Source organism: Acuticoccus sp. MNP-M23, assembly GCF_031195445.1.
GTDB lineage: Bacteria > Pseudomonadota > Alphaproteobacteria > Rhizobiales > Amorphaceae > Acuticoccus.
Window position 1 is genome coordinate 4,474,671 of record NZ_CP133480.1, and the last position, 22,764, is coordinate 4,497,434.

Below are 22,764 nucleotides of genomic sequence, written 5' to 3' on the forward strand. Positions count from 1 at the left end.
GCGCCCCAGTCGCCCTCCCCGAAAATTACCTAGAGTTTTACCACATTGATTTCGCTGGAGATCGCATCGCGCGCGACAGCCTCCAGATGGTCGTGGTGGGTAAGGTAAAACACCTGCCGGCCCTCGGCCAGATTGGCGAGGGCGCGAAAACCGTGGGCAGCGCGCGCATCGTCGGCATTTACAAACAGATCATCGGCAATAAAGGGGAGCGCGCTGTCCTGCGCTGCGGCGAATCGCACCGATGCAACAAGCTGGTCGCGCGTTCCGGCGGACATCTGGCGCACGTTGACGTCGATATCGTCGTCGACCCTGTGGGCAAGGACGAAGGCATCGTCCCCCGTTCCGGCCTCGATCCGGTCGTAGGCGCCGCCGGTAAAGCCGGCAAACACCGCAGAAGCCCGCTCCAGAATGGGCGAACGGTATTCGCGGGCGAAAAGATCCTGCGCGGCGGAAAGGACGGCAAGTTCAAGCCGCAGGCGGATGGCGGCCGCTGCAGCCTCCGCCGTCTCGCGCTCGATGGCGGTGTGCTCCATGCGCGCGCGGGCTGCCGTGCCTTCGCGGCTCGCCTCCTCGCTCCGGTGAAGCTCCTGCCGGGCGCGAACCGCCTCGTCATTCGCCGCCCTTTCGGCAGCTTCCGCCTGGTTCAGGCGGTCCTCTGCGCCGGCAAGGGCGGTTGCGCGCCCAGCATCGTCAGTGTCCTTCAACGCCTCGGCCAGTGATTCGGGCGAGAGGCCGGCAATCTCAAGGGCGGAGAGACGCTCGTCGCGCTCGGCGTGCAACGCACGGCGACGGTCGCTGGCCTCCGCCGCGGCGGCCAGCGCTTCAGAAGGCGCGTCCTGCGCCAGACCGGCAGCGTCGATATCGGCGGCAAGACCGCTGCGGACCCGCGCTCTGGCCTCCACAGCCGTGTCCCGGTCGGCCACCGCCGTGTCCAGCCTTAGCGTCAGCTCCATCCGGCGGCGTTCGGCGTCACGCGCCTCGGTCAGGCGCGCGCGCAATGCGGCAACCACCGGGCCATAGGCATCTGCGGCAACACCCAACGCGCGGCCAAGGCGGGCAGCGTCGTCGGCCAGCGCATCCTCGAAACGAGTGATCCGCTCTGCTTCCGCCGTACCGTCGGCCACCTGCTTGGCGGCGGCAACGATGTCGCCATAGGCGTCGAAGAGATCGTCGAGCCGTGCCGGCGTAATGTCAGCCTCAAGGTTGCAGCGGGCCGCGAGCCCCTCCCAGCGGGTGCGCCATGCGGCCCGCTCTGCCTCGCTCTGGGCCAGAACCTCGCGCAGCCGCGGCAGATTTGCCTGCTCGGTGGCAAACGCCTTGTGCGCTGCCTTTGCCTCCGCCTCGGCTCTTTGCGCCGCAGCCATCGCGGCCCGCGTTTGCGCAGCAAGCCGGTCCAGCTCTGCCGCGGGTACTTCGTCGCCCGTCTCGCCCAGCGCGGCGACAGAGGCGTCAACAGCCGCTTTCATCCGCGCCGAGAAGGCATCGCGGCGCCGGGTGGCGTCTGCCGCACTTCTGGCGGCGTCGGCGCGGTCGGCGCGGCGGCGGTGCCAGGCGGCATAGTCCTGGGGCACGGGCGACAGGCCGGCGCCTGCCAGGGTCTCTGTCCAGTTCGCAACGAGGTCGTCCACCACGGCGCAGCGGGCATCCCGTGCGGCCTCGCGCTCCGTCAGGATGCTCTGGGCCTCTCTGGCCTCGACGCGGAGCTGCTCGGCGGTGGCAACGGCCTTGCTCTGGACAAAGCGCTCGTCCGCCAGCTTGTCGGCCGCGCTCACCTCCGCCTCGTAGGGTGCGGCAGCCTCGGCCAGCGGGCGCCCCGCCACAATTTCCCGCCACAGCGTGTCGCGGCCCGTTCGCGCCGCCTCGATGTCGGCGCTGCTCGGGATTTTCAGCGCGCGATGGGCATCCACAGCCGCCTTGCGGCGGGCGTGGTCTAAGCGCGCAGCCTCCACCGCGGCCTCAGCGGCGCGCAGGTCTTCGCGGGCGGCGTCGATCGCCTTCTCGCGGCGCACGCCTTCGGTGTCGGCGGGCGGGTTGTCGGCAACGGGGTCGGCGGCGGCAGCGCGTGTGGCAGCGGCAAGCGCGCCCTCCGCCGCGTCGACGGCAGCATCCAGCATCTGGAGGTTCGCGCCATAGTCGCCCAGCCGTGCAATCTCGTCCAATGCCCGGACGAGAGGTTCGGGCGGCGGCTCGGGCGCGTCTGGCGGGGTGATTTCTTCGGCGCGGGCGAGCGCTGCGGCAGCGGTCTGGACGGCACGGTCGTGCTCGGCCCGCTCCGCCAGGGTGCGGCGAGCGTCATTGCGGTCGATGGCCGGTGGCAGATTTTCTGCCAGACGGGCGACGTCGCCCTCCGGCACCGCAAGGCCCACATCGGCCGCGCGGCGGATTGCGGCCAGACGGGCCGCTGCCGCATTGTCCCGGCATTCGCCGCGGCGCGCATCATGCTGCGGCATGGCGGCCGCGCGGGTGGCCAGCGCCTCGATCTCCCCCGCAGCAGCAAGAATATCGGCGTCCACGATCACCGCGTCACGGGCGGTCGTCTCGCGTGCAACGTCGGCCGTCAGCCGGCGCACTTCGGCCGCCGCAATCGCCTCCTCGGACAACAGCGCACCGACCCGTGCAACGGCACCCGGCGCCATGACGGTCCGCGGCAACGCATTGAGCGCGCTCGCAATGGCGACAAGGCGGGCGCCGGTGCCGGCATGGTCGCGAATGCGCGTGTGGCGGACCACCTCGGCGCGGGCCTCCTCCAGCGCACGGCGCAGGCTCGTTTGCGCAGCCTCCGCGTCGCTCACCTCACGCATCAGCTGCGCGTAGGTGCCGGTGTCGAGCCGTGCTGCCTGATAGCGGGCGTCGGCCGCCTCCCGCCTTGCCTCCAGCTGGCGAATGAGGTTCTGCTTGTTGCCCTTGTGCCGCACGAAAAGGCTGGCAAGATCCTTCTCCAGCCCACGCTTGACGCTCTCCACATGGACGAGCCCTCCCGCCGCCTTTTCCAGAAGCGTGCGCAGATCGCCGGACTGATCGAACAGCGCGTCCGCGTGCTCACGCATCTCGTCGTGGGAGAATGCCTGGCTCAGCAGGAACGTGTCCGCCGTGACATCCGCCGCGCGGAGCGCTGCATCGAGCACGGCGGCAACGGCCTTGTCCTTCAACGTGCGGCTGGCGCCGGCACGGTCGACCCGCACATTTGCGCTGCCGATCGTCAGTTCGGCGGAAAGCCTTGGCGTGCCGCGAAAACCGTAGGCATTGCCGCGGGGAATGCCGAAAAGCGCATGGATGAGTGCGTGCTTCAGCGTTGTCTTGCCGGCCTCGTTGCGGCCGATGACCAAATGCAGATCCGGCCCTTTCGGGCGCGCGAACGCAAAGGTCCGGTCCTCGAAGATCCCGTAAGGGGCGAGCCCGATGCTGGAGAACCGCACTGCCGTCATGACCGGTCCGGTCCGGCAAGGCGGCCTGCCACCGTCGCGGCGGCCGCCTCGGTCAGCGCCGAGAGGTCGCGGAAATTCTCGAATGCCGCGATCTCGGGCAACAGTTCCAGAAGCGCAGCCCGCGCCTCCCCGGAGCCGGCATTTTCGAGGATGGCGAGAATGTCGTCCTGGGCGCCCTTCGCAACAGCAGGATCGGCCGCGGCGCGTGCCAGGAAATCGTCAAAATGGCTTGGGAGGTGGGGGGTGCCTTCGGCCGCCGGCGGGGTGGTGGCGATGCGCACCCGCTCCACCAGAAGGCGGCCGTTGGCAAGGCCGCTGGCGGCAAGGCGCGCGTCGTCCAGAAGCGCACGCTGCCGGGCCAGAAGCGCAAAATGGTGCTCGCTTGCGCCGGTGAGGACAAGGCGAACCGGCACGATCTCCGCCGTCGCGCCGGTCGCAACACGCTCCAATGCGGCCCGGATCGCGCTTTCGACCGGCTCGGATGTCACGTCGACCGTTTCCTCGAACCACTCCACATGGGCAAGGTCGATCTCGGCAAGGTGGACCCGCTCGCCCTCCACCGTGCCGTGGAGCGCGCCCTTGACGCCGGGTTCGCGCACATGACGGCCCTGCAGGACACCGCAGTAGGCGATCGTGCCCCCCAGCGTTGCGGTGTTTTCCTGCAGCGTCTCGCGGGCATGGATGTGGCCGAGCGCCCAGTAATGGTAGCCCTTGGCCGAAAGCTCGGCGAGTGAGCATGGCGCGTAGCGCGCATGGCCGCGCGGGTTTTCAAGACCCGTATGCAGGAGGCCGATATTGATTCGCCCCGGCCAGGCGGGCGGATAGCGGACGGCGAGGTTGTCCACCGTCTCGCGCCGGGCAAAGCTCATCCCGTGGATCACCGCCTCGCCGCATTCGACGGATGAGGGGCGGTCGGTTCCGAACAGTGTCAGCTTGTCGAAGTGGCGGATCCGGTCGGTGATGTGACTGGCGGCATCGTGGTTGCCGAGAATGGCGAACACCCCGATCCCGGCATCGGCAAGCCGCGCCACCTGCCGCTGCACGAAAAGCCCTGTGCCGACGTCCTGCCAGTCCCCGTCCCACAGGTCGCCGGCAATGAGGAAGGCGTTCACCCCGCGCTCGATGGCCATGTCCACCAGCTCGGCGAATGCCCGGCGCCCGGCGCGGGCAATCTCGACCGCGCGCTCGTCCTCCATCGACACCAGCCGCGTGAGCGGACTGTCCAGATGAAGGTCGCCGGTGTGAATGAAGCTGAACGCCATGACCCCTCCGCACCGGCTTGTCCCGCGCCCTGCCCCGGCAACGCAAGATGGCAATATGCCGGCTCAACAGCAAAGTTTGCGGCGGTTGCGGCATCAGGGCTGACGCTGCGTCATGTCGGAAGGCTGGGGCGTGCCGGGGGATGGTGGGCGCGACAGGGATTGAACCTGTGACCCCCTCGGTGTGAACGAGGTGCTCTCCCGCTGAGCTACGCGCCCCCAAGGCCCGGCTGACTTATCCCGTCGCTTTGGCGGGCGCAAGGGGCTGATGCGAACCTTCCGCCGCTAGCCCCCGCAAAATGTCGTGCCGGACCTTGCCGAGCGCCGTCAGCGGCAAGCTGTCCACAACGCGGATGTCCCGCGGCACCTTGTAGCGCGCAAGCTGGGCCGCCATGTGCGACACCAGCGCATCGGGATCGATGCCGGTGCCGACCACGAAGGCCACCGGGGTCTCCTGCCAGTGCGGGTCCGGCTTGCCGACCACGGCGCAGGCGCTGACGGATGGATGGGCGGACAGCACGCGCTCGACCTCGGCAGGATAGATGTTCTCGCCGCCCGAGATGATCATGTTCTTCTTGCGCTCGTGAACGGTGAGCGTGCCGTCGGCGGCGATGCTGCCAATGTCGCCGGTGCGGAAATGGCGGCCGGCAAACGCCGCTGTCGTTGCCGCATCGTCGTCGAAATAGGCCGACAGGATGGGGCCTGCCACGGCAATCTCGCCGTGGGTGCCGGTTGGCTGCGACGTGCCCTGATCGTCGAGAATGACAATGTCGCTGAGGAGGCCGGAACGTCCCGTGCTGCCTTTGGTGCGGGGTGTGCCATAGCGGTCGTAGGCCGCAATGGGTGTCGTTTCCGTGGCGCCGTAGATGCACAGCACTGGAATGTTGCGGGCCTCGAAGGCTGCGCACAGCGGCTCGGGCACGATGGTGGAGCCGGTGGCGATGGCGCGCAGGGACGAAAGGTCCGCCGCCTCGAACGCCGGGTGCGCCAGAAGCGCCTTCATCACGGCCGGCACGAAGACGCTCAGCGTCGGCCGGTCGGCCGCGATGGCGCGGAGCGTTTCGCCGGCGTCGAACCTGTCGTGGAGGGTCACTGTGGCGCCGGCCATCAGGGCGGGTGTGGTCTGGATGTTGAGGCCGCCGACATGGAACATCGGCAGGACGGTGAGGACGTGGTCGGCCGCCGTCATCTGATGCATGTGGTGGGACTGGATGGCATTGAAGAGAAGCGCCGACTGCGGCAGCAGCGCCCCTTTCGGCCGCCCGGTGGTGCCGGAGGTGTAGACCAGAAGGCACGGCCGGTCTGCCCCGCCCGAAGCCGCCAGAGGCCGGCGTACAGCGGCAAGATCACCCGCCTTGCCCATGCACCTGCGCTCACCTGCCGGCATCAGTGCCGCGGCGGTTGCAGCAAGCGCCTCGTCATGCACCAGCAGCGACGGGCGCGCGTGGGCGATGGCCCAGAGCAGCTCCGCCTCCGCAAGGCGCCAGTTGAGAGGAACGAGGATCGCGCCGAGCCGAGCCGCGGCATACAGCAGCGCCAGCGTGTCGGGATGGTTGTGGGCGAGCACCGCAATCCGGTCGCCCGGTGCCACACCGGATGCTGCAAGGCCCGACGCCACGGCATGAACTCTGGCGACGAAGTCGGCGTAGCGCACCGCCTCCCCGCCGAACCGGATCGCAACCCGGTCAGGATCGAACGCTGCGTTGCGCTCGACGGGGGTGAAGAGATCGCTCAATCGTCGTCTTCGCCCGGCTCGTAGAGGGCCGCCTTGCCCAGACGGTCGAGGCACAGCTCCGCGGTCCATGGCAGCATCAGCGCCCCGCACCGGCTGTCACGGTAGATCCGCTCCAGCGGCAGGCGCTTCAGCATCGACTGGCCGCCACATGTGCGGATGGCAAGGCGCGCAATGTCGTTGGCAAACTCCATCACCGTGTACTGGGCAGCCCAGGCGCGCATCACCTGGTCCTTGGACGGGCGCGGCCCGGCCTCGCTGATGGCCTGGAACCACAGCGTCTTTGCCTGCTCCAGCTTGATCTTCATCTCGGCCACCGCAATCTGCTTGGTGGCGTACTGGCGGCGCTTGACCGGCGGGGTCCCCGGCATCTCGCCGCGCAGATATCTCACGGTGAAGTCGTAGGCTGCCTGCGCAAGGCCCATGTAGGCCGGCGAAAGCGTCATGAACATGTGCGGCCAGTTGGATGCGGCCTGAAAGTAGACACCGCGCGGCATCAGCGCCGCCTCCTCCGCCACGAACACATCCTCGAAGATGAGCGTGCGGGAGACTGTGCCGCGCATGCCGAGCGGGTCCCACTCGCCCACCACGGACACGCCCTCGGCGTTGGCCGGGATGGCGAGATAGAGCGTGTTGCGGCGGCTTTTCTGGCCTGACCCGTCGGTTTCGGTGCACAGGACACCGTAATAATCGGCGCTGCCGGAGAGCGACGCGAAGATCTTCTTGCCGCGGACGATCCAGCCGCCGTCCACCGGCTCCGCTTCGGTGGCAAATGCCACGGCGCCGGACGCGGCCGCCCCGCCTTCGGAGAAGGGCTGCGCGTAGATCGCACCATCCTCGACGATGCGCTTGTAATGGACGCCGCGGCGCGCCTCGTGGGTGGCGCGGGCCTCGTCGTCCATGTCGAGATCATCGGCGAGCGGGCCGGACCACAGCGTGGAGCAGACGTGCATGTTCCAGGTCAGCGCCGTTGCGCCGCAATAACGGCCGATTTCGGCGGCGGTCAGCGAATAGGCGCGATAGTCCGCCCCCTCCCCGCCAAACCGCTCGGGAATGCAGATGCCGAGAAGTCCGGCGCGGTGCATGTCGTCGAAATTCTCGGTCGGAAAGCGGGCCTCGCGATCAATGACGAAGGCACGCTCTGCAAACGTGGGACCGAGCGCACGAGCCCTTGCCGCCAGTTCCGCCTCGAAGGGGGTGAGGCGGAAGGCGGCAGGGTCGAACATCGGCGCATCCAGCACCGTGTCCGCGACGGGTGGCTGCGCGATGTTCATGGCTTATTTCACTTCGTCGTGGGCAAGAACCCAGCTTTCCTTGACCCCTTCGTCACGCCACTTCTTGAAGCTGGCGTTGTCCAGAAGTGCGTCCACGTACTTGCCGGTCTCGTCGTTGAGGGGCCAGGCATAGGTGCGAAGACGTGTGGCGAGCGGCGTGAACATCGCATCCACCGCACCCCATTTGCCGAACAGGAACGGGCCGCCGGAGCGCATCATCCGGTCCCGCACGATCCCCTCGAAACGCTCGACGTCCTTGCGGGCCTGGGCGCCGCCGCGCTCCTTGTAGGGGAAGGATTTGCGCAGGTTCATCGGGCAGGCCTTGCGCAGGCCCGGGAATCCGGAATGCATTTCAGCCGACAGGGTGCGCGCGCGGCCACGCTCCTGCATGTCCTCCGGCCAGATCCCCGCGTCCGGCTTCACCTCGGCCAGGTATTCGATGATCGCAAGGCTGTCCCAGACGGCATAGGAACGGTCGACCAGGATCGGGACCTTGGCTGCCGGAGAATAGGTCAGCAGAGTTGCGCGGGTCTCGGGCGTATCGAGAGGGACGAGTTCTTCCTCGTACTCGAAACCGAAGTGGTCAAGCACCAGCCACGGCCGCAGCGACCAGGAGGAATAGTTCTTGTTGCCGACGACAATCGTGTAACGCATAGCCTGTCTTTGTCTCTTCCATGGTTCGGTGAACGGCGCCGGAGCGTCGTCACCGCGCCGGTGCGGGCGCGTGGATCACGCCAGGAGCTGCAATCATTGCGAAGATGATGCCAAAGGTCCACGCCCCCGGCACCGAAAACACTGCACAGCACGTTTGCGCAGCCTCACCCTGAGTGTGAGGCCGCGTGACAACGCAGGGCCGATGGATCAGACGAGATCCCAGTCGGGCGCAAAGGCGGGGTCGATCAGGCGGCCGGCCTTGGAGCCCAGCGCGTCGATCCGGCGCACGTCCTCAGCGGAAAGTTCGATCTCCTGCGCGCCGAGGTTGGCTGCAAGACGCTCCGGAGACTGGCTCTTGGGGATCGCCAGCACGCGCTCCTGCTGGAGGAGCCACGCCAGCGAAATGATCGCCGGGTTGGTGCCGTGCGCCGCCGCAATCTCCTTCAGCACCGGATCGTCCATCACCTTGCCGCGGCCGAGCGGGCTGTAGGCGGTGACGCCCATGTTCAGGCTTTCGGCGGTCTTCAGAATGTCCGACTGGTCGAGGAAGGGGTGATATTCCACCTGGTTCACCGCAAGGGGCACTTCGGCGAGGCTGGCGGCCTCACGCATCAGTGCCGGTGGAAAATTGGAAATGCCGACCGCACGGGCAAGGCCGCGCTTCTGGACTTCGCAAAGCGCAGGCACCGATTCGGAAAGCGGGGTCGTCTCTCCCGGCCAGTGGATGAGGTAAAGGTCCACATAGTCGAGGCCGAGGCGGCCGAGCGATGCTTCGCAGGTGGCGGGCAGAACGTCTGCTGCCAAGTGGTCGTGCCAACCCTTGGTGGTGACGAAGATCTGGTCGCGCGGGATGCTGGCGGCGCGAATGCCGGCGCCCACCGCTTCTTCGTTCTCGTACCGCTCGGCGGTGTCGACGTGGCGGTAACCGGCATCGATCCCGGACGAGACGGCCTTGATGCACACGTCGTCATGGAGTTCGAACGTGCCGATCCCGAGCTTGGGGATCGTCACGTTCGCGGTCTTGAAGTTCAACACGTCGCTACCCTTTCGTTGCCGAACGGGCGGTGCTGCACGCTAGCCGAGGTCTTCGACCCGGCTCACGATCTTGCCGACGAGCCCGTAATCGATCGCCTCGTCCGCACCCATCCAATAATCACGGTCGGTATCGGTCTCGATGCGCTCCAGCGGCTGGCCTGTCGCATTGGCGAACAGGTGGTTCAGCCGTTCGCGCATCTTGATGATCTCGCGTGCCTGGATCTCGATGTCGGACGCCACGCCGCCTGCGCCACCGGAGGGTTGGTGCAGCAGGAAGCGCGTGTTGGGTGTGCAGTAACGCCGTTCCTTGGGAACGGAGATGTAGATCAGTGCACCGGCGGAGGCGACCCACCCCATGCCAAGAATGTTCACGTCCGGCTTGATGAGGCCGATCGTGTCATGGATCATGTCGCCGGACTCAACGTGTCCGCCGGGTGAGGAAACAATCAGCGTGATCGGGTCACTCGACACGTGAGCGAGCGCCAGAAGGCGCTGACACACGTCCCGTGCAAGGTCCATCGTGATCGGGCCGACGATCATCACCTGGCGCGCCTCGAAGAGGTGCTTGTCGACCGGGATCGACTGCTGTGCCTTGACCTTCTCGTCGTCGTCATCTTCGTCGTCGAAACGGGGGATTAGCGGCATCACATCCTGTCCTGGAAATATGGCTCGCTATCTATGGAATGTGGCCGCCAAACGCAAACACCATCGCGCTCTGCAACCACAAAGGGATCAAAACCGGCGTGTGAACCGTTGTCGCAGTTCAACGAATGGAGCGATCGGTGACGACTGTGGAGCAAAAACCCAAGACCGCCTGGGAACAGATCAACAAGCGCAAGCTGTTCGAGCGCTTTGCGATCGAGATCGGCCCGGCGCTCGCCTTCGTCATTGCCCTGCAAATTCTGGGACTGAATCAGGCCACGTTGTTCTTCATTGTCGCAACCCTCGGCACAGCTCTCTACTCGTGGTTCGAGAAGCGGCATTTTCCGTACATTCCGTTCGGAATGGTGGTGCTTGCGGCGGTGTTCGGCGCGGCCACGATCGCGTTCGACAACGCGGCATGGATCGAGTTTCGTGCAACCCTCGTTAACGCTGGGGGCGCGGTCGCGCTGCTGGTCGGCCTGTTGATGGGCAAGCTCGTCTTGAAGAACTCGCTGCAGGACGGTTTCCGCCTCACCGATGGCGCCTGGTGGGTGCTGACGCTGCGGATGATCATCTTCTTGTCGATCATGGCCGCTGCCAACGAATTCATGCGCCTCACGTTCAGCACCGAAACCTGGGCAATCTTCAAGACCGTGACGCCGGTGTTCAACCTGGTGTTCCTGGCGCTGAGCTGGCGCACTATACGCGACAATCTGTCAGGCGAGCACGGCGTCCAGCTGACCGAAACGCCGCCGGTGGGGCCGAAAACCGCACTCCACCCAGCGCATTGACCCTGTCGGCGGCCGCAGCTTGGGATAAGGTCCCCCCAACGCAACCGGCAGGACAGGCAACGCAGATGGCGTACATCACCATGAACCGCTTCAAGGTGAAAAAGGGCAGCGAGGCAGAGTTCGAACAGGTCTGGCTGACCCGCGATTCGTATCTCACCGAGGTGCCGGGCTTCGTGGAATTCCAGCTTCTGAAGGGACCCGAGAAGGACGACCACGTCCTCTACGCCTCCCACTCGGTCTGGCAGAACGAGGCGGTGTTCCTCGACTGGACGCGCTCCGAGAGCTTCCGCAAGGCGCATGCCGGCACGGGAAGCACCAAATCGATCTATGTCGGCCACCCGGAGCTGGAGACGTTCACCTCACTCCAGCGTGTCGCAAAGGATTGACGGAAGGGCGGCCCGCGCGGGGCCGCCGCTCGCCTATTCCATCACCGGCATGGAGAATTCGGCGCCTTCCTTCACGCCGCTCGGCCAGCGCTGGGTGACGGTCTTCGTGCGGGTGTAGAAGCGGATCGAATCAGGGCCGTGCTGGTTGAGATCGCCAAAGCCGGAGCGCTTCCAGCCGCCGAACGTGTGGTAGGCCAGCGGCACCGGGATCGGCACGTTCACCCCCACCATTCCCGTGACGACCTTCGACACGAAGTCCCGCGCAGTATCGCCGTCGCGCGTGTAGATCGAGACGCCGTTGCCGTACTCGTGCTCGGTCGGCAGCCGCAGCGCCTCATCGTAATCCGCCGCACGCACCACCGAGAGGACGGGGCCGAAGATCTCCTCGCGGTAGATGGTCATGTCCGGCGTGACACGGTCGAACAGGCACGCCCCCATGTAGAAGCCGTCTTCGTAGCCCTGCATCTTAAAGCCGCGGCCGTCGACCACCAGCTCGGCCCCCTCCTCGACGCCCTTGTCCACGTAGGAGCGCACCCGGTTCACCGCGGCGCGGGTGACGAGCGGGCCGAAGTCCGCGTCCGGGTCTTCCGACGGGCCGATCCGCAGCGCCTCGACCTTGGGGACGAGCCGCGCCATCAGCGCCTCCGCCGCCTTCTCGCCCACCGGCACCGCAACGGAGACGGCCATGCAGCGCTCGCCGGCCGAGCCGTAACCGGCGCCGATGAGGGCGTTTGCCGCCTGCTCCATGTCGGCATCCGGCATCACGATCATATGGTTCTTCGCGCCGCCGAAGCACTGGACGCGCTTTCCGTGCGCAGCGCCGGTGGCATAGACGTAGGCGGCAATGTCGGACGAGCCGACGAAGCCCACTGCCATCACGTCGGGTTCGGTCAGCAGCGTGTCCACCGCCTCCTTGTCACCGTTGACCACGTTGAGGATGCCGGCGGGCAGCCCGGCTTCCATCATCAGCTCGGCAAGGCGCATGGGGACGCCGGGGTCCCGCTCGGACGGCTTCAGAACGAAGGCGTTGCCGCAGGCGATCGCCGGGCAGAATTTCCACATCGGGATCATCGCGGGAAAATTGAACGGGGTGATGCCCGCCACGACCCCCAGCGGCTGCCGGACGGAGTAGATGTCGATCCCCGGCCCGGCCCCTTCGGAAAATTCGCCCTTCATCAGATGCGGAATGCCGACCGCAAACTCGGCGACCTCGAGCCCGCGCTGAATGTCGCCTTTCGCGTCGGGCACGGTCTTGCCGTGCTCTGCGGCCAGAAGCTCGGCCAGCTCCTCCATGTTCTCGTTCAGGAGCGCAACGAAGCGCATCATCACCCTGGCACGCCGCTGGGGGTTGGTGGCAGCCCAGGCCGGCTGCGCCTCGGCTGCGTTGGCGATGGCCGCGCGCACCTCGTCTGCGCTGGCAAGGGCCACACGGGCCTGAACTTCGCCGGTTGCCGGGCGAAACACGTCCGCCTGCCGTCCAGAGGTTCCCGCCACAATGGTCCCGCCGATGAAATGGCCAACCTCACGCATAATGTCTCCCGCCGCCTGCGTCGCTTTTGAGCAAATATCCTGCACAATTTGGCGACACATGCCAGCCGATCACGGCGAACCGGACGCTTCGCGTTGCGCTGTCCAATGCCGGGCGCTAGAGACGCCGGATGCAGCAACATACCCCGTCCCGCAGCGCCGCAGCCGAAGCCAGGGCGGGGTTCCTCATGATCCTGCCGCTGCTGGGTGCGGTCACACCGTTTGCACTGGTGTTCGGCACGCTTGCCGCCCAGAAAGGCATGACCGTTGCCGACGCGACGCTCATGTCCCTCACATTCTTTGCCGGGGCGAGCCAGATGGCGGCGGTCGAGCTTCTCGGCACAAACGTGCCGATGTGGACCATCCTCCTGTCGGTCCTCGCCGTCAATTTCCGCCACCTCCTCTACTCCGCATCGCTGACGCCGATCATCAGCGGGCAGCCGGCCTGGGCAAAAGCGCTCGTGTTCCTGCTTCTGGTCGACCCGCAATTCGCGCTGACCGAGAAGCGCGCGGAGGAAGGCAAGCCATTCTCGCTTGCCTGGTATCTGGGGCTCGGGCTGCCGATGTATTTCATCTGGGTCGCGCTGACGGCGGCCGGTGCCTTTGCCGGGCGGCTGATTGCCCATCCCGAGGCTCTCGGCATCGACATGCTGCTGCCGATCTACTTCGTCGGCCTCGTCATGGGATTTCGCAAGCGCGCTCGCTGGGGGCTTGTGGTCCTCACCAGCGGCGCGGTGTCGCTTCTGGTCTACAACGCACCGCAGATGGGCATCGAGTGGCTGGGCGCCCCCTGGCACGTCACCATCGGCGGGCTGGCGGGCGTGGCCGCGGCCGCCATCTGGCCGCCAGCCGGGCCGCACCGCAGCATGCTGCGCGTTGCCGAGGGCGAATACGTGCCTGCCATGGGCGCAGAGGAGCCAGCCCATGACCGTTGATCTCCTGCCGCTCATCCTTCTTGGCGGCCTTATCACCTATGGCGCGCGCGCTGGCGGCTACATTTTCCTGTCGCGCTTCAAATCCGTTCCGCGGCGGGTGGAGGTGGGTCTCGATGCAGTGCCCGCGGCAGTGATGACCGCGCTTGCCGCCCCGGCCCTCATCTCGGGCACATGGCGCGAGGCTGTGGTGATTGTCTTTGCCGCGCTCGTCTCGTTGCGGTTCGGCTTTGCCATCGTGGTTTTTGCGCCGGTCTTCCTGTTGATTGCTCTTCGCGCCTATACCTGAAGGACTTGCGCCGGCGGGAGACCGCGCCGACGGTTGCTCTGCGCCCTGTTGTGGCGCGTCGCTTGCCTCTGCGGCCTCCGCCGGCGATGACCAGTCCGGCAAAGGCGCGAACGGGACGGATTGACGATGCAGAATCTGAAAATCGACGGCGAGCGGCTGTGGGACAGTCTGATGGAGACCGCCCGCTTCGGCGCGCTCCCGCTGGGCGGCATCCGCCGGCTCGCCCTGTCGGATGAAGACAGGATGGTGCGGGACTGGTTTCGCAGCGCCTGCGAGGCAGCGGACCTCACCGTCACCGTCGACGGGGTGGGCAACATGTTCGCAACCCGCCCCGGAACCAATCCGGCTGCCAAGGCAGTCGCCTTCGGCAGCCACCTCGACACGCAACCCGCAGGCGGCAAGTTCGACGGCATCCTGGGCGTTCTGGCGGGGCTCGAAGCCATCCGCACGCTGAACGATGCCGGCTACGTCACCGAACACCCCCTCACCCTCGTCAACTTCACCAACGAGGAAGGGGCACGCTTCAGCCCCGCCATGATGTGCTCCGGTGTCTACTCCGGCGACCTGCCGCTGGCCCCCGTCCTGGCCGGCGTCGATGGCGACGGCCATACGTTCGAGGACGAGCTCACGCGGATCGGCTACGCCGGCGACGAGCCCATCGGCGAGCGGCGCTTTCACGCCTTTGTGGAGCTGCACATCGAACAGGGGCCGCTTCTGGAGGCGGCGGACGAGACCATCGGCGTCGTCACCGGCGGCCAGGGCCTCCTGTGGTTCGACGGCACGATCACCGGGCAGGACAGCCACGCCGGCACGACGCCGATGACCCTCCGGCGCGATGCGATGACCGCCCTTGCCGCCGTCACCCTCGCCATCGAGGACATTGCGCGCCAGCACGGCCCCGCAGGCGTCGGCACCGTCGGCGAGGTCCGCGTCCTGCCGGGTTCGCGCAACACCATTCCGGGCACCGCCACGTTCAAGGCGGAATTCCGCCATCCGGACAATGACGCGCTCAGCGCGATGGAAACGGAACTTGCCACCCGCATCGCGGCGATCGCTGCGGAACGGCGCGTGACGATCGAGACCCGCCGCAGCTTCCGCAAGGATCCGACGACGTTCGACAAGCTGGTGGTGGACGCCATCGAATCCGCAGCGAAAGACCTGCCGCACCGCAAGATGATTTCCGGCGCCGGGCACGATGCGTTCTACATGGCATCCACCTGCCCCACCGCGATGATCTTCATCCCCTGCAAGGACGGGATCAGCCACAACGAGCTTGAAAGCGCGACGCCCGGCCACTGTACCGCCGGCGGCCAGATCCTGCTCGATACCATCCTCCGCCTCGCCCGCTGATCAACGCCACCCTTCGAAGATCAGGCGCACCCTCTGCCGCCCAGGAAAGCCAAGATGCCCGAACTTACCCCCGACGCTGCCGCTGATCTCTCGGTCGCAGCGCTCGCGCGCGCCTATCGCCTTGGCGAAGCCGACCCGGTCGCCGTTACCGAAGTGTGCCTGTCGCGCATTGCGCAGGCGAGCGGCGCCTCCGTCTTCCTTGCCGTGACCGAAGACCGGGCGCGGCGCGAGGCGGAAGCATCGCGCGCCCGCTACGCCGCCGGGCGCCCTGCTTCCCCGGTCGACGGTGTGCCGGTGGCCTGGAAAGACCTGTTCGACATGGAAGGCGAGGTCACCACCGCAGGGTCGGCCCTCCTGCGCCATGCCCCGCCGGCCGAGGCCGACGCGCCGGTGGTTGCGCAGCTGTCCGCTGCCGGCATGGTGGCGGTGGGCAAGACCAACCTCACCGAATTTGCGTTCTCCGCGCTCGGCCTCAACCCGCATTACGGCACGTGCGCCAACCCGTGGGATTCCGAAACGCCGCGCTGTCCGGGCGGCTCTTCGTCCGGCTCGGCGGTGGCGGTGGCCGCCGGGCTGGTGCCCGTCGCCATCGGCTCCGACACCGGCGGCTCGGTGCGCGTGCCCGCAGCCTTCAACGGCCTTGTCGGCGCCAAATCGTCCGAGGGGCGGATCAGCACCCGCGGCGCCTACCCGCTGTCCTACACGCTCGACACTGTCGGACCGCTCTGCCGCACCGTGGAAGACGCTGTGCTGACGGACGCTGCCCTGCGCGGCACGTCGCCGACCGTGACCCGCGGCAACCTGTCGGACCTGAAGCTGGTGGTGGCCGAAGGGCTGCCCATGGACGATTGCGACGAGGTTGTGCTCACCGCGTTCGAGGCTGCGGTGGAGCGGCTGGCTAAGGCCGGCGCCACCATCGAGCGGCACGAATTTGCCGAGCTTGCCGAGGCGAGCCAGATGCTGGCCACCCACGGCACCATCGCCAACGCGGAGGCCTATCACTTCCACAAGGAGCGCGTGGACGGTCCGGACGTGGAGGAGATCGACGGCCGCGTTGCCGCCCGCATCCTGCGCGGCAAGACCATGAGCGCGGACGACCTTCTGGAGCTTCAGATCGGCCGGCGTCGTCTGGCAGCCAGCCTTGCCTCAACGTTGAACGGCGCGCTCCTCATCTACCCCACGGTCGCCCACATTGCGCCGGAGATCGCGCCGCTGGACGCTGACCCGGCCCTCTTCAACGACGTGAACATGCGTTCGCTGCGCAACACGATGGTGGGCAACTTCCTCAACCTGCCGGGCGTGGCGCTGCCCGCCGCAAGCCCCTCGCCCATGCCGGTCAGCCTTCTGGTCTCCGGCCTTGCAAACACCGACGAGACGGTGCTGTCCGCCGCATGGGCCATGGAAAACATGGTGCGCGGCGGTTGATGATCGCGCCCTTTCCGCTCAGGCGGCGGGAAGGGCCTTGGCCTCCGGGCGCAGGCCGATGATCATGTAATTCACGTCGCTGTCCTTTGAGAGCGACCAGGCATCCTTGACCGGATTGTAGACCACCCCGATGGGCTCCTGCGGGGTGATCCCGTTGGCGGTGAACGCGCGTTCCAGCTCGCGTGGCTTTACCAGCCGATCGTAGTTGTGGGTGCCGCGCGGCAGCCAGCGCAGCACGTATTCGGCGCCCACGATGGCGAGCGCCAGCGCCTTCAGCGTTCGGTTGATGGTGGCGAACACGGTGATCCCGCCCGGCCGCACCATCGTGCAGCACGCCGCCACGAAGGCATCCACGTCCGACACATGCTCGACGATCTCCATCGCCAGCACCGCATCGAACTCTTCGCCCGCGGACGCCAGCGCCTCGGCGGTCGTCGCCCGGTAGTCGACCGGCACGCCGGTCTGCTCGGCATGGCGCTTTGCGATCTCGATGTTGGTGGGCGCAGCGTCCGCCCCCACAACATCTGCCCCCATGTTGGCCAGCGGCTCCGACAACAGCCCCCCGCCGCAACCGATATCGAGGATGCGCAGGCCCTCCAGCGGCCGCTCGGCACGGGGGTCCCGGTCAAAGTGGCGGCACAGTTTTTCGCGCAGGAAACGCAGGCGCACCGGGTTGAACTTGTGCAGCGGCTTGAACTTGCCGTTCGGGTTCCACCACTCGGCGGCCAGGCGGTCGAACTTGTCCACCTCGCGCGCGTCGATCGTTGTCTCGCTCATGGCACCCACCGCGGTTGTTTGATGTTCCTTAGGCTGCTAGCTAGCGGTTCCTGCCGATCGCGCAATCCTTCGAAGTCGTTCCAATGCCTCGCCTCGTCATGAAATTCGGCGGTACGTCCGTCGCCGACCTGTCCCGCATCCGCCATGTGGCGGCCCACGTCGCCCGCGAAGTCGAGGCCGGCAACGAGGTTGCCGTGGTGGTCTCGGCCATGGCCGGGGAGACTAACAAGCTCGTCTCGCTGTGCCGCGACGCCTCCCCGCTGCACGATGCGCGGGAATATGATGCCATTGTTTCTTCTGGGGAAAACGTCACCTCAGGGCTCCTTGCCATCGTTCTGCAGTCGATGGGCATCGACGCGCGGTCCTGGCAGGGCTGGCAGATCACCATGCGCACCGACGACGCGCACGGCGCTGCGCGGATCGAGGACATCGACGCCAAGGTGGTGCTGGAGCGCCTTGCCATGAAGCAGGTGGCGGTGGTCGCCGGCTTCCAGGGCCTATCGCCGCAGAACCGCATCACCACGCTCGGCCGCGGCGGCTCCGACACCACGGCCGTCGCGCTGGCGGCGGCACTCGATGCCGACCGCTGTGACATCTACACCGACGTCGACGGCGTCTACACCACCGATCCGCGGATCGTGAAGACCGCCCGCCGCCTGCCGAAGATCTCGCACGAGGAGATGCTGGAGATGGCGTCCCTCGGCGCCAAGGTCCTGCACGTGCGCTCCGTGGAGCTTGCCATGCTCTACGACGTGCCGCTGATGGTCCGCTCCACCTTTACCGACCCCGCCGTCGCACCGCCCGGCACGCTCATCACAGGCGAAGATATCATGGAACAAGAAGCCGTCACCTCCATCGCCTACGCCCGTGACGAGGCGCAGGTGACCCTGCGCGACGTGTCCGATGCGCCCGGCGTTGCGTTCCGCGTGTTCGGCCCGCTGGCGGCGGCCAACATCAACGTGGACATGATCGTCCAGAACATTTCCGACGACGGCACCTCCACCGACATCACCTTCACCCTGCCGGAAGCCGACTACGACCGCGCCATGGCGACGCTGGAAGCCGCGAAGGACGACATCAAGTTCGACAAGCTCAGCGGCGACAAGGACGTGGTGAAGGTCTCCGTCATTGGGGTCGGCATGCGCAGCCACGCCGGCGTTGCGGCGACTGCGTTCAAGGCGCTGGGCGAAAAGGGCATCAACATCCGCGCCATCACCACCAGCGAGATCAAGATCTCGGTGCTGATCGATTCAGCCTACACCGAGTTGGCGGTGCGAACGCTCCATTCGATTTATGGGCTGGACAAGAGCTGACAGACACGCCTAAGTTGCACCGAGATTCGGAGCAACGACGATGCAATCAGAACTGCAAGGCGCGATAACCCGCCGCCACACTGATCTTTCGCGGCTGTGGCCGGATTCGAGCCCCGGCCGGAAATTTGCTGCGATGCGACCGGAACTCGATGCTGACACGGCAATCTGGCGTGCGGCTTGCTTCTGTGGTTCTATGGCGGTGCGCCCGGTTTAGCGGACGCATCAGCCTGACATGCGCCGCAGAAGCGCAGCCAGCCCGCTGATTCAATTTTTGGTTTAACGGTTTTTTCAGCGCACCTTGCGTGATCCATGAATCGCGGACGATTGCGGCAGTTTCGTTTCGTGCACAGCTGTTATCCGGGCGAGCGAACGTGCCGCTCCGCTTGACCGTGCATGCCGGTAAAAATACCCACCGAGAGGTGAATATCGTGCAGTTTTATCAAAGTGTTGACCCTCAAATGCCGATGCCGGCATTGCACCGCGCCAAGGCTGCCCCCACCTCCCCGTCATGGCGCGACGTGCTGACGCACCAGCTCCGGGACGGGTCGACCGTCATACGATCAGATAAATGGCATCGGTCAGAGAACCGGGCCGATGACGGACCCGGTGTCATCAGGGCGACACCGGGAGACGGCATCGGACCAAGTGCCCAAAGGCAAACAGCCACACGGCACCGGCAGGTTTACCCGTGCATTTCGCAACAAGCGGAATGCACGGGAACGCCGGTGACCGGGATGGACGTTTAGGGAGCGGGGAGAAACGGATGCGCGATACACTCGCCGGTCCGAGACAGCTGATCAAACAGCTTCACGCCGTCATGGCCGCCCCCCTGCAAGCGCAGGCGCGGCTGGACGGAATTGTGCGGCTGATCGCGAACAACATGGTCGCCGAGGTCTCGTCCCTCTACGTCCTGCGGTCCGACGCTGTGCTCGAACTTTATGCCACCCACGGGCTCAATCCGTCTGCCGTTCACCGCGCGGGGCTGCGCGTCGGCGAAGGCCTCGTCGGCCGCGTCGCGAAAACCGCGCAGCCGCTCAACATCACCAATCCACGCTCGCACCCGAGCTTTGCCTACCTGCCGGACGTGGGTGAGGACGACTACAACACCTTCCTCGGCGTGCCGGTCCTGCGCGCTGGACGGATGCTGGGCGTCCTCACGGTGCAGAACCGTGCTCCCCGCCGCTATGACAACGAGGAAGTGGAGGCACTTCAGACCGTTGCCATGGTGATTGCCGAAATTGCCGGCACCGGCGACCTCGACCAGATTCCCCAGAACGTCGCAGCGCTCGACATCAAGCGTCAGCTCCATGTCTCGGGCGCGATGCTGAACGAGGGCGTCGGCCTCGGCCGCGCCGTCCTGCACGAACCGCGCGTCGTCATCACCGAGCTTCTGTCCGACGATGTGGACCACGAGCTGTCGCGCCTCGAAACCGCCCTCGACAAGGTGCGCGGCAACCTCAAGCAGCACCTGTCACGGCAGGAGGTGAACACGCGCGACGAGAGCCGCGACGTGCTGGAAGCCTTCCTGATGATCGCGCAGGACCGCGGCTGGGCCCGCAAGATGGCCGACGTCATCCGCTCCGGCCTCACCGCCGAAGCCGCGGTGGAGCGCGTCCAGTCCGACAACCGCGCCAAGCTCCTGCGCTCGACCGACCGGATGGTCCGCGAGCGCCTGCACGACCTTGACGATCTGGCCAACCGGCTCCTGCGCGAACTTCAGGGCCGTCACTCCACCGCCATGGCCGAGATCACGGGCGATGCCATCATCGTCGCCCGCTCCATGGGCCCTGCCGAACTCCTGGACTACGACCGCGCGCGCGTCCGCGGCCTCGTTCTGGAGGAAGGCACGCCCGCAAGCCACGTGGTGCTGATTGCCCGCGCGCTGGGAATCCCGGTGGTCGGCCAGGCGCACGGCGTCACGTCCATGGTGGAGAGCGGCGAAGCGATCATCATCGACGCTGACGGCGGCGACGTGCACATCCGCCCCTCCCCGGACGTGGAGAACGTGTTCGCCGAGAAGGTGCGTTTCCGCGCCCGCAGACAGGCCCAGTACCGCCGCCTCAAGGACCTCCCCGCCATCAGCCGTGACGGGCTCGACGTCACCATGTCGATGAATGCCGGGATGCTGGCGGACATGCCGCATCTGCCGGAAAGCGGCGCAACCGGCATCGGCCTGTTCCGGACCGAGATCCTGTTCATGGTGGCGCCGTCGCTGCCGCGAATGCAGGCGCAGGAGCAGCTTTACCGGCAGATCTATCAGCTGGCCGGCGACAAGCCCGTCGCCTTCCGCTCGCTGGACATCGGCGGCGACAAGATCCTCCCCTACCTCTCCACGCTGGAGGAGGAAAACCCGGCCATGGGCTGGCGCGCGATCCGCCTCGGCCTCGACCGGCCGGGCCTGTTCCGCACCCAGGTGCGCGCCCTCCTGCGCGCTGCAGCCGGCCGCGAGCTGAAGCTCATGTTCCCGATGATCGCAACGGTTTCGGAATACAACGCCGCACGCGCGCTGGTCGACAAGGAACGCCGTTTCCTCAAGTTGCACGGCTATCCGGTGCCTGAATCGACGCAGCTCGGCGCCATGGTGGAAACCCCCTCGCTCCTGTTCGAGCTGGAGGAACTCCTTGCCGTGACCGACTTCATTTCCGTCGGCACCAACGATCTGTTCCAGTTTGCCATGGCGGCAGACCGGTCCAACGTGCGTGTGGCCGGCCGGTTCGACAATCTGGGCCAGTCATTCCTCAGAATGCTGAAGCGTATTGCCGACGGCGCGCGCGAGGCCAATGTGCCGGTCACCGTGTGCGGCGATATCGCAAGCCGGCCGCTGGAGGCACTGGCGCTCGTAGCGCTCGGCTTCACCAACCTGTCGATGCCGCCCGCCGCCATCGGCCCGGTCAAATCCGCAATCCGTGCGGCCGACATCGGCCGCCTGCGCGCCCGGCTCCTGCCGCGCCTGGAGCCCGGCCGCGGTAACGACGACGTGCGCCATCTCCTCGCCCGCTTCGCCGACGCCAACGACATTCCGGTCTGACATCAGCAGCTTGCGCGGCGTTTCTGCGCCCGCAAGCTCGCTTCAGCCTATGGCTCCGGTGCGGAACGCACGCGTGCGCTCCGAAGAATGGTTTGCATCCAGAATGACCGTTCGCAGCGCGCGGGATTGGTTACAGCGCCGGTCCGCGCTTTCGGCTTTTGCGCTGCCAGACGGTTTAGTGCGGCTGTGTGCCCCCACACCTTCGCCGCCGCTGCCGGCTGCCTTGCCCTTCCTGCCCACGCCGGCGCAGCCGACGCGAAAGCCCTGATCGCCAAGCATGCCGAGCTCACCACCTACACCGCCCCCAGCAAGGCCTACGACACCAAGGCGTGCACGGCGCGCAGGAACATCTGCGCGATCGCGCTCATCGACAGGCAAGGTGGCATCCCGCCCGAATTCCTGGCCTCGCAAATCATTGGAGCACGCAACCCCAGTGTGAAGGTCACCACCGGCCACAACTAAGGCGCTTCACCCAGACCCCGCGCGACTAACTCGACGGTTCCACCAACACCGACCACGTGACGGTGGGCGAAATTATCGCGCCGTGAACGATCGCCCAGACGAATGGCAACTGAGACGCGCTGATGCTGAGCCTGGGCGAGCTCATCCGGGCGGCCCCTTGCGCGATGCGATCATCGCCTTTTTCGCGGAGAACTGCTGGGAATGCACCAAACGATACGTCAACGAGCCGGTGGGCCGACCGGGCAACAAAAACGCAGCCTGCCCGTGCAGAAGGCGCTGCTGGCAGCCCCCTCGATCAACAAAGCCGCTGACCGCAGGCGAGATTATCGGCGCCATCGATCCTGTTCCAGACGCCGGCCATCTCATTTCAGGTCAAGGAGCGGGGTGAGACCGCCATCATCGTCGGCTGCAACCCACCCGGCTGCGTGCGCGCATCCGTTGCCGACTTGGCATCCTAGGATGA

The 22,764-nt window shown here is 66.6% G+C and carries 18 protein-coding genes and 1 tRNA gene; 9 read left to right on the top strand and 10 right to left on the bottom strand.

Annotated features, from left to right (window positions below; all coding sequences use genetic code 11):
• Positions 1 to 29: 29 nt before the first annotated feature.
• The 8 genes from RDV64_RS20605 to RDV64_RS20640 all read right to left on the bottom strand — a co-directional run bounded on the left by RDV64_RS20605 (position 30) and on the right by RDV64_RS20640 (position 10,024).
• On the bottom strand, positions 30 to 3,425 hold the full coding sequence (locus tag RDV64_RS20605) for an AAA family ATPase (protein ID WP_309196839.1): 3,396 nt from the start codon (positions 3,423 to 3,425) through the stop codon (positions 30 to 32).
• Positions 3,422 to 4,687 (bottom strand): DNA repair exonuclease, encoded by a 1,266-nt coding sequence (locus RDV64_RS20610; RefSeq protein ID WP_309196840.1) that lies wholly within the window; start codon positions 4,685 to 4,687, stop codon positions 3,422 to 3,424. Before RDV64_RS20610 ends, RDV64_RS20605 begins: the two co-directional genes overlap by 4 nt.
• Before the next feature lie 141 nt (positions 4,688 to 4,828).
• Positions 4,829 to 4,903: transfer RNA gene (locus tag RDV64_RS20615), tRNA-Val, on the bottom strand.
• A 16-nt stretch (positions 4,904 to 4,919) separates the two neighbouring features.
• A complete protein-coding gene (locus RDV64_RS20620; protein ID WP_309196841.1) occupies positions 4,920 to 6,419 on the bottom strand; it encodes an AMP-binding protein in 1,500 nt (499 codons plus the stop codon).
• Entirely contained in the window at positions 6,416 to 7,690 is a 1,275-nt protein-coding gene (locus RDV64_RS20625) for an acyl-CoA dehydrogenase family protein (RefSeq protein ID WP_309196842.1), read from the bottom strand. The genes RDV64_RS20620 and RDV64_RS20625 overlap by 4 nt, the downstream gene beginning before the upstream one ends.
• Positions 7,691 to 7,693: 3 nt before the next feature.
• Positions 7,694 to 8,344: a glutathione S-transferase family protein gene (locus RDV64_RS20630; protein WP_309196843.1), complete on the bottom strand. Its 651-nt coding sequence runs from the start codon at positions 8,342 to 8,344 to the stop codon at positions 7,694 to 7,696.
• A gap of 207 nt (positions 8,345 to 8,551) precedes the next feature.
• Positions 8,552 to 9,376, bottom strand: a complete 825-nt coding sequence (locus tag RDV64_RS20635) for an aldo/keto reductase (protein WP_309196844.1) — start codon at positions 9,374 to 9,376, stop codon at positions 8,552 to 8,554.
• Positions 9,377 to 9,418: 42 nt separating this feature from the next.
• Positions 9,419 to 10,024: an ATP-dependent Clp protease proteolytic subunit gene (locus RDV64_RS20640; RefSeq protein ID WP_309196845.1), complete on the bottom strand. Its 606-nt coding sequence runs from the start codon at positions 10,022 to 10,024 to the stop codon at positions 9,419 to 9,421.
• 137 nt (positions 10,025 to 10,161) lie between these two features.
• Between RDV64_RS20640 and RDV64_RS20645 the strand changes: the two genes are divergently transcribed.
• On the top strand, positions 10,162 to 10,812 hold the full coding sequence (locus RDV64_RS20645; RefSeq protein ID WP_309196846.1) for a septation protein IspZ: 651 nt from the start codon (positions 10,162 to 10,164) through the stop codon (positions 10,810 to 10,812).
• Between the two features lie 65 nt (positions 10,813 to 10,877).
• Complete coding sequence (locus tag RDV64_RS20650) at positions 10,878 to 11,198, top strand: antibiotic biosynthesis monooxygenase (protein ID WP_309196847.1); 321 nt, start codon at positions 10,878 to 10,880, stop codon at positions 11,196 to 11,198.
• A gap of 33 nt (positions 11,199 to 11,231) precedes the next feature.
• Here RDV64_RS20650 and RDV64_RS20655 read toward each other — a convergent pair whose 3' ends face one another.
• Positions 11,232 to 12,728 carry a CoA-acylating methylmalonate-semialdehyde dehydrogenase gene (locus tag RDV64_RS20655; protein WP_309196848.1) on the bottom strand — a complete coding sequence of 499 codons (1,497 nt, stop codon included), beginning with the start codon at positions 12,726 to 12,728 and terminating at the stop codon, positions 11,232 to 11,234.
• Positions 12,729 to 12,856: 128 nt separating this feature from the next.
• On the opposite strand from RDV64_RS20655, the gene RDV64_RS20660 reads away from it, so the two are divergent.
• From RDV64_RS20660 to RDV64_RS20675, 4 genes are all read left to right on the top strand, one after another.
• On the top strand, positions 12,857 to 13,660 hold the full coding sequence (locus RDV64_RS20660; RefSeq protein ID WP_309196850.1) for an AzlC family ABC transporter permease: 804 nt from the start codon (positions 12,857 to 12,859) through the stop codon (positions 13,658 to 13,660).
• The gene (locus tag RDV64_RS20665) at positions 13,650 to 13,946 is read left to right on the top strand and encodes an AzlD domain-containing protein (RefSeq protein WP_309196851.1); all 297 of its coding nucleotides are present in this window, start codon (positions 13,650 to 13,652) and stop codon (positions 13,944 to 13,946) included. The genes RDV64_RS20660 and RDV64_RS20665 overlap by 11 nt, the downstream gene beginning before the upstream one ends.
• Positions 13,947 to 14,072: 126 nt before the next feature.
• A complete protein-coding gene (locus RDV64_RS20670) occupies positions 14,073 to 15,296 on the top strand; it encodes a Zn-dependent hydrolase (RefSeq protein ID WP_309196852.1) in 1,224 nt (407 codons plus the stop codon).
• Positions 15,297 to 15,350: 54 nt separating this feature from the next.
• The gene (locus RDV64_RS20675; RefSeq protein WP_309196853.1) at positions 15,351 to 16,721 is read left to right on the top strand and encodes an amidase; all 1,371 of its coding nucleotides are present in this window, start codon (positions 15,351 to 15,353) and stop codon (positions 16,719 to 16,721) included.
• An 18-nt stretch (positions 16,722 to 16,739) separates the two neighbouring features.
• Here the strand turns inward: RDV64_RS20675 and ubiG are convergent, their stop codons facing one another.
• Entirely contained in the window at positions 16,740 to 17,498 is a 759-nt protein-coding gene (ubiG, locus tag RDV64_RS20680) for a bifunctional 2-polyprenyl-6-hydroxyphenol methylase/3-demethylubiquinol 3-O-methyltransferase UbiG (protein WP_375143776.1), read from the bottom strand.
• 83 nt (positions 17,499 to 17,581) lie between these two features.
• On the opposite strand from ubiG, the gene RDV64_RS20685 reads away from it, so the two are divergent.
• The 3 genes from RDV64_RS20685 (at position 17,582) to RDV64_RS20695 (ending at position 22,301) form a co-directional block, all read left to right on the top strand.
• Positions 17,582 to 18,811 carry an aspartate kinase gene (locus RDV64_RS20685; RefSeq protein ID WP_309196855.1) on the top strand — a complete coding sequence of 410 codons (1,230 nt, stop codon included), beginning with the start codon at positions 17,582 to 17,584 and terminating at the stop codon, positions 18,809 to 18,811.
• Positions 18,812 to 19,574: 763 nt separating this feature from the next.
• Entirely contained in the window at positions 19,575 to 21,839 is a 2,265-nt protein-coding gene (gene ptsP / locus RDV64_RS20690) for a phosphoenolpyruvate--protein phosphotransferase (RefSeq protein WP_309196856.1), read from the top strand.
• 186 nt (positions 21,840 to 22,025) lie between these two features.
• A complete protein-coding gene (locus RDV64_RS20695; RefSeq protein WP_309196858.1) occupies positions 22,026 to 22,301 on the top strand; it encodes a hypothetical protein in 276 nt (91 codons plus the stop codon).
• The last annotated feature ends 463 nt before the right edge of the window (positions 22,302 to 22,764 follow it).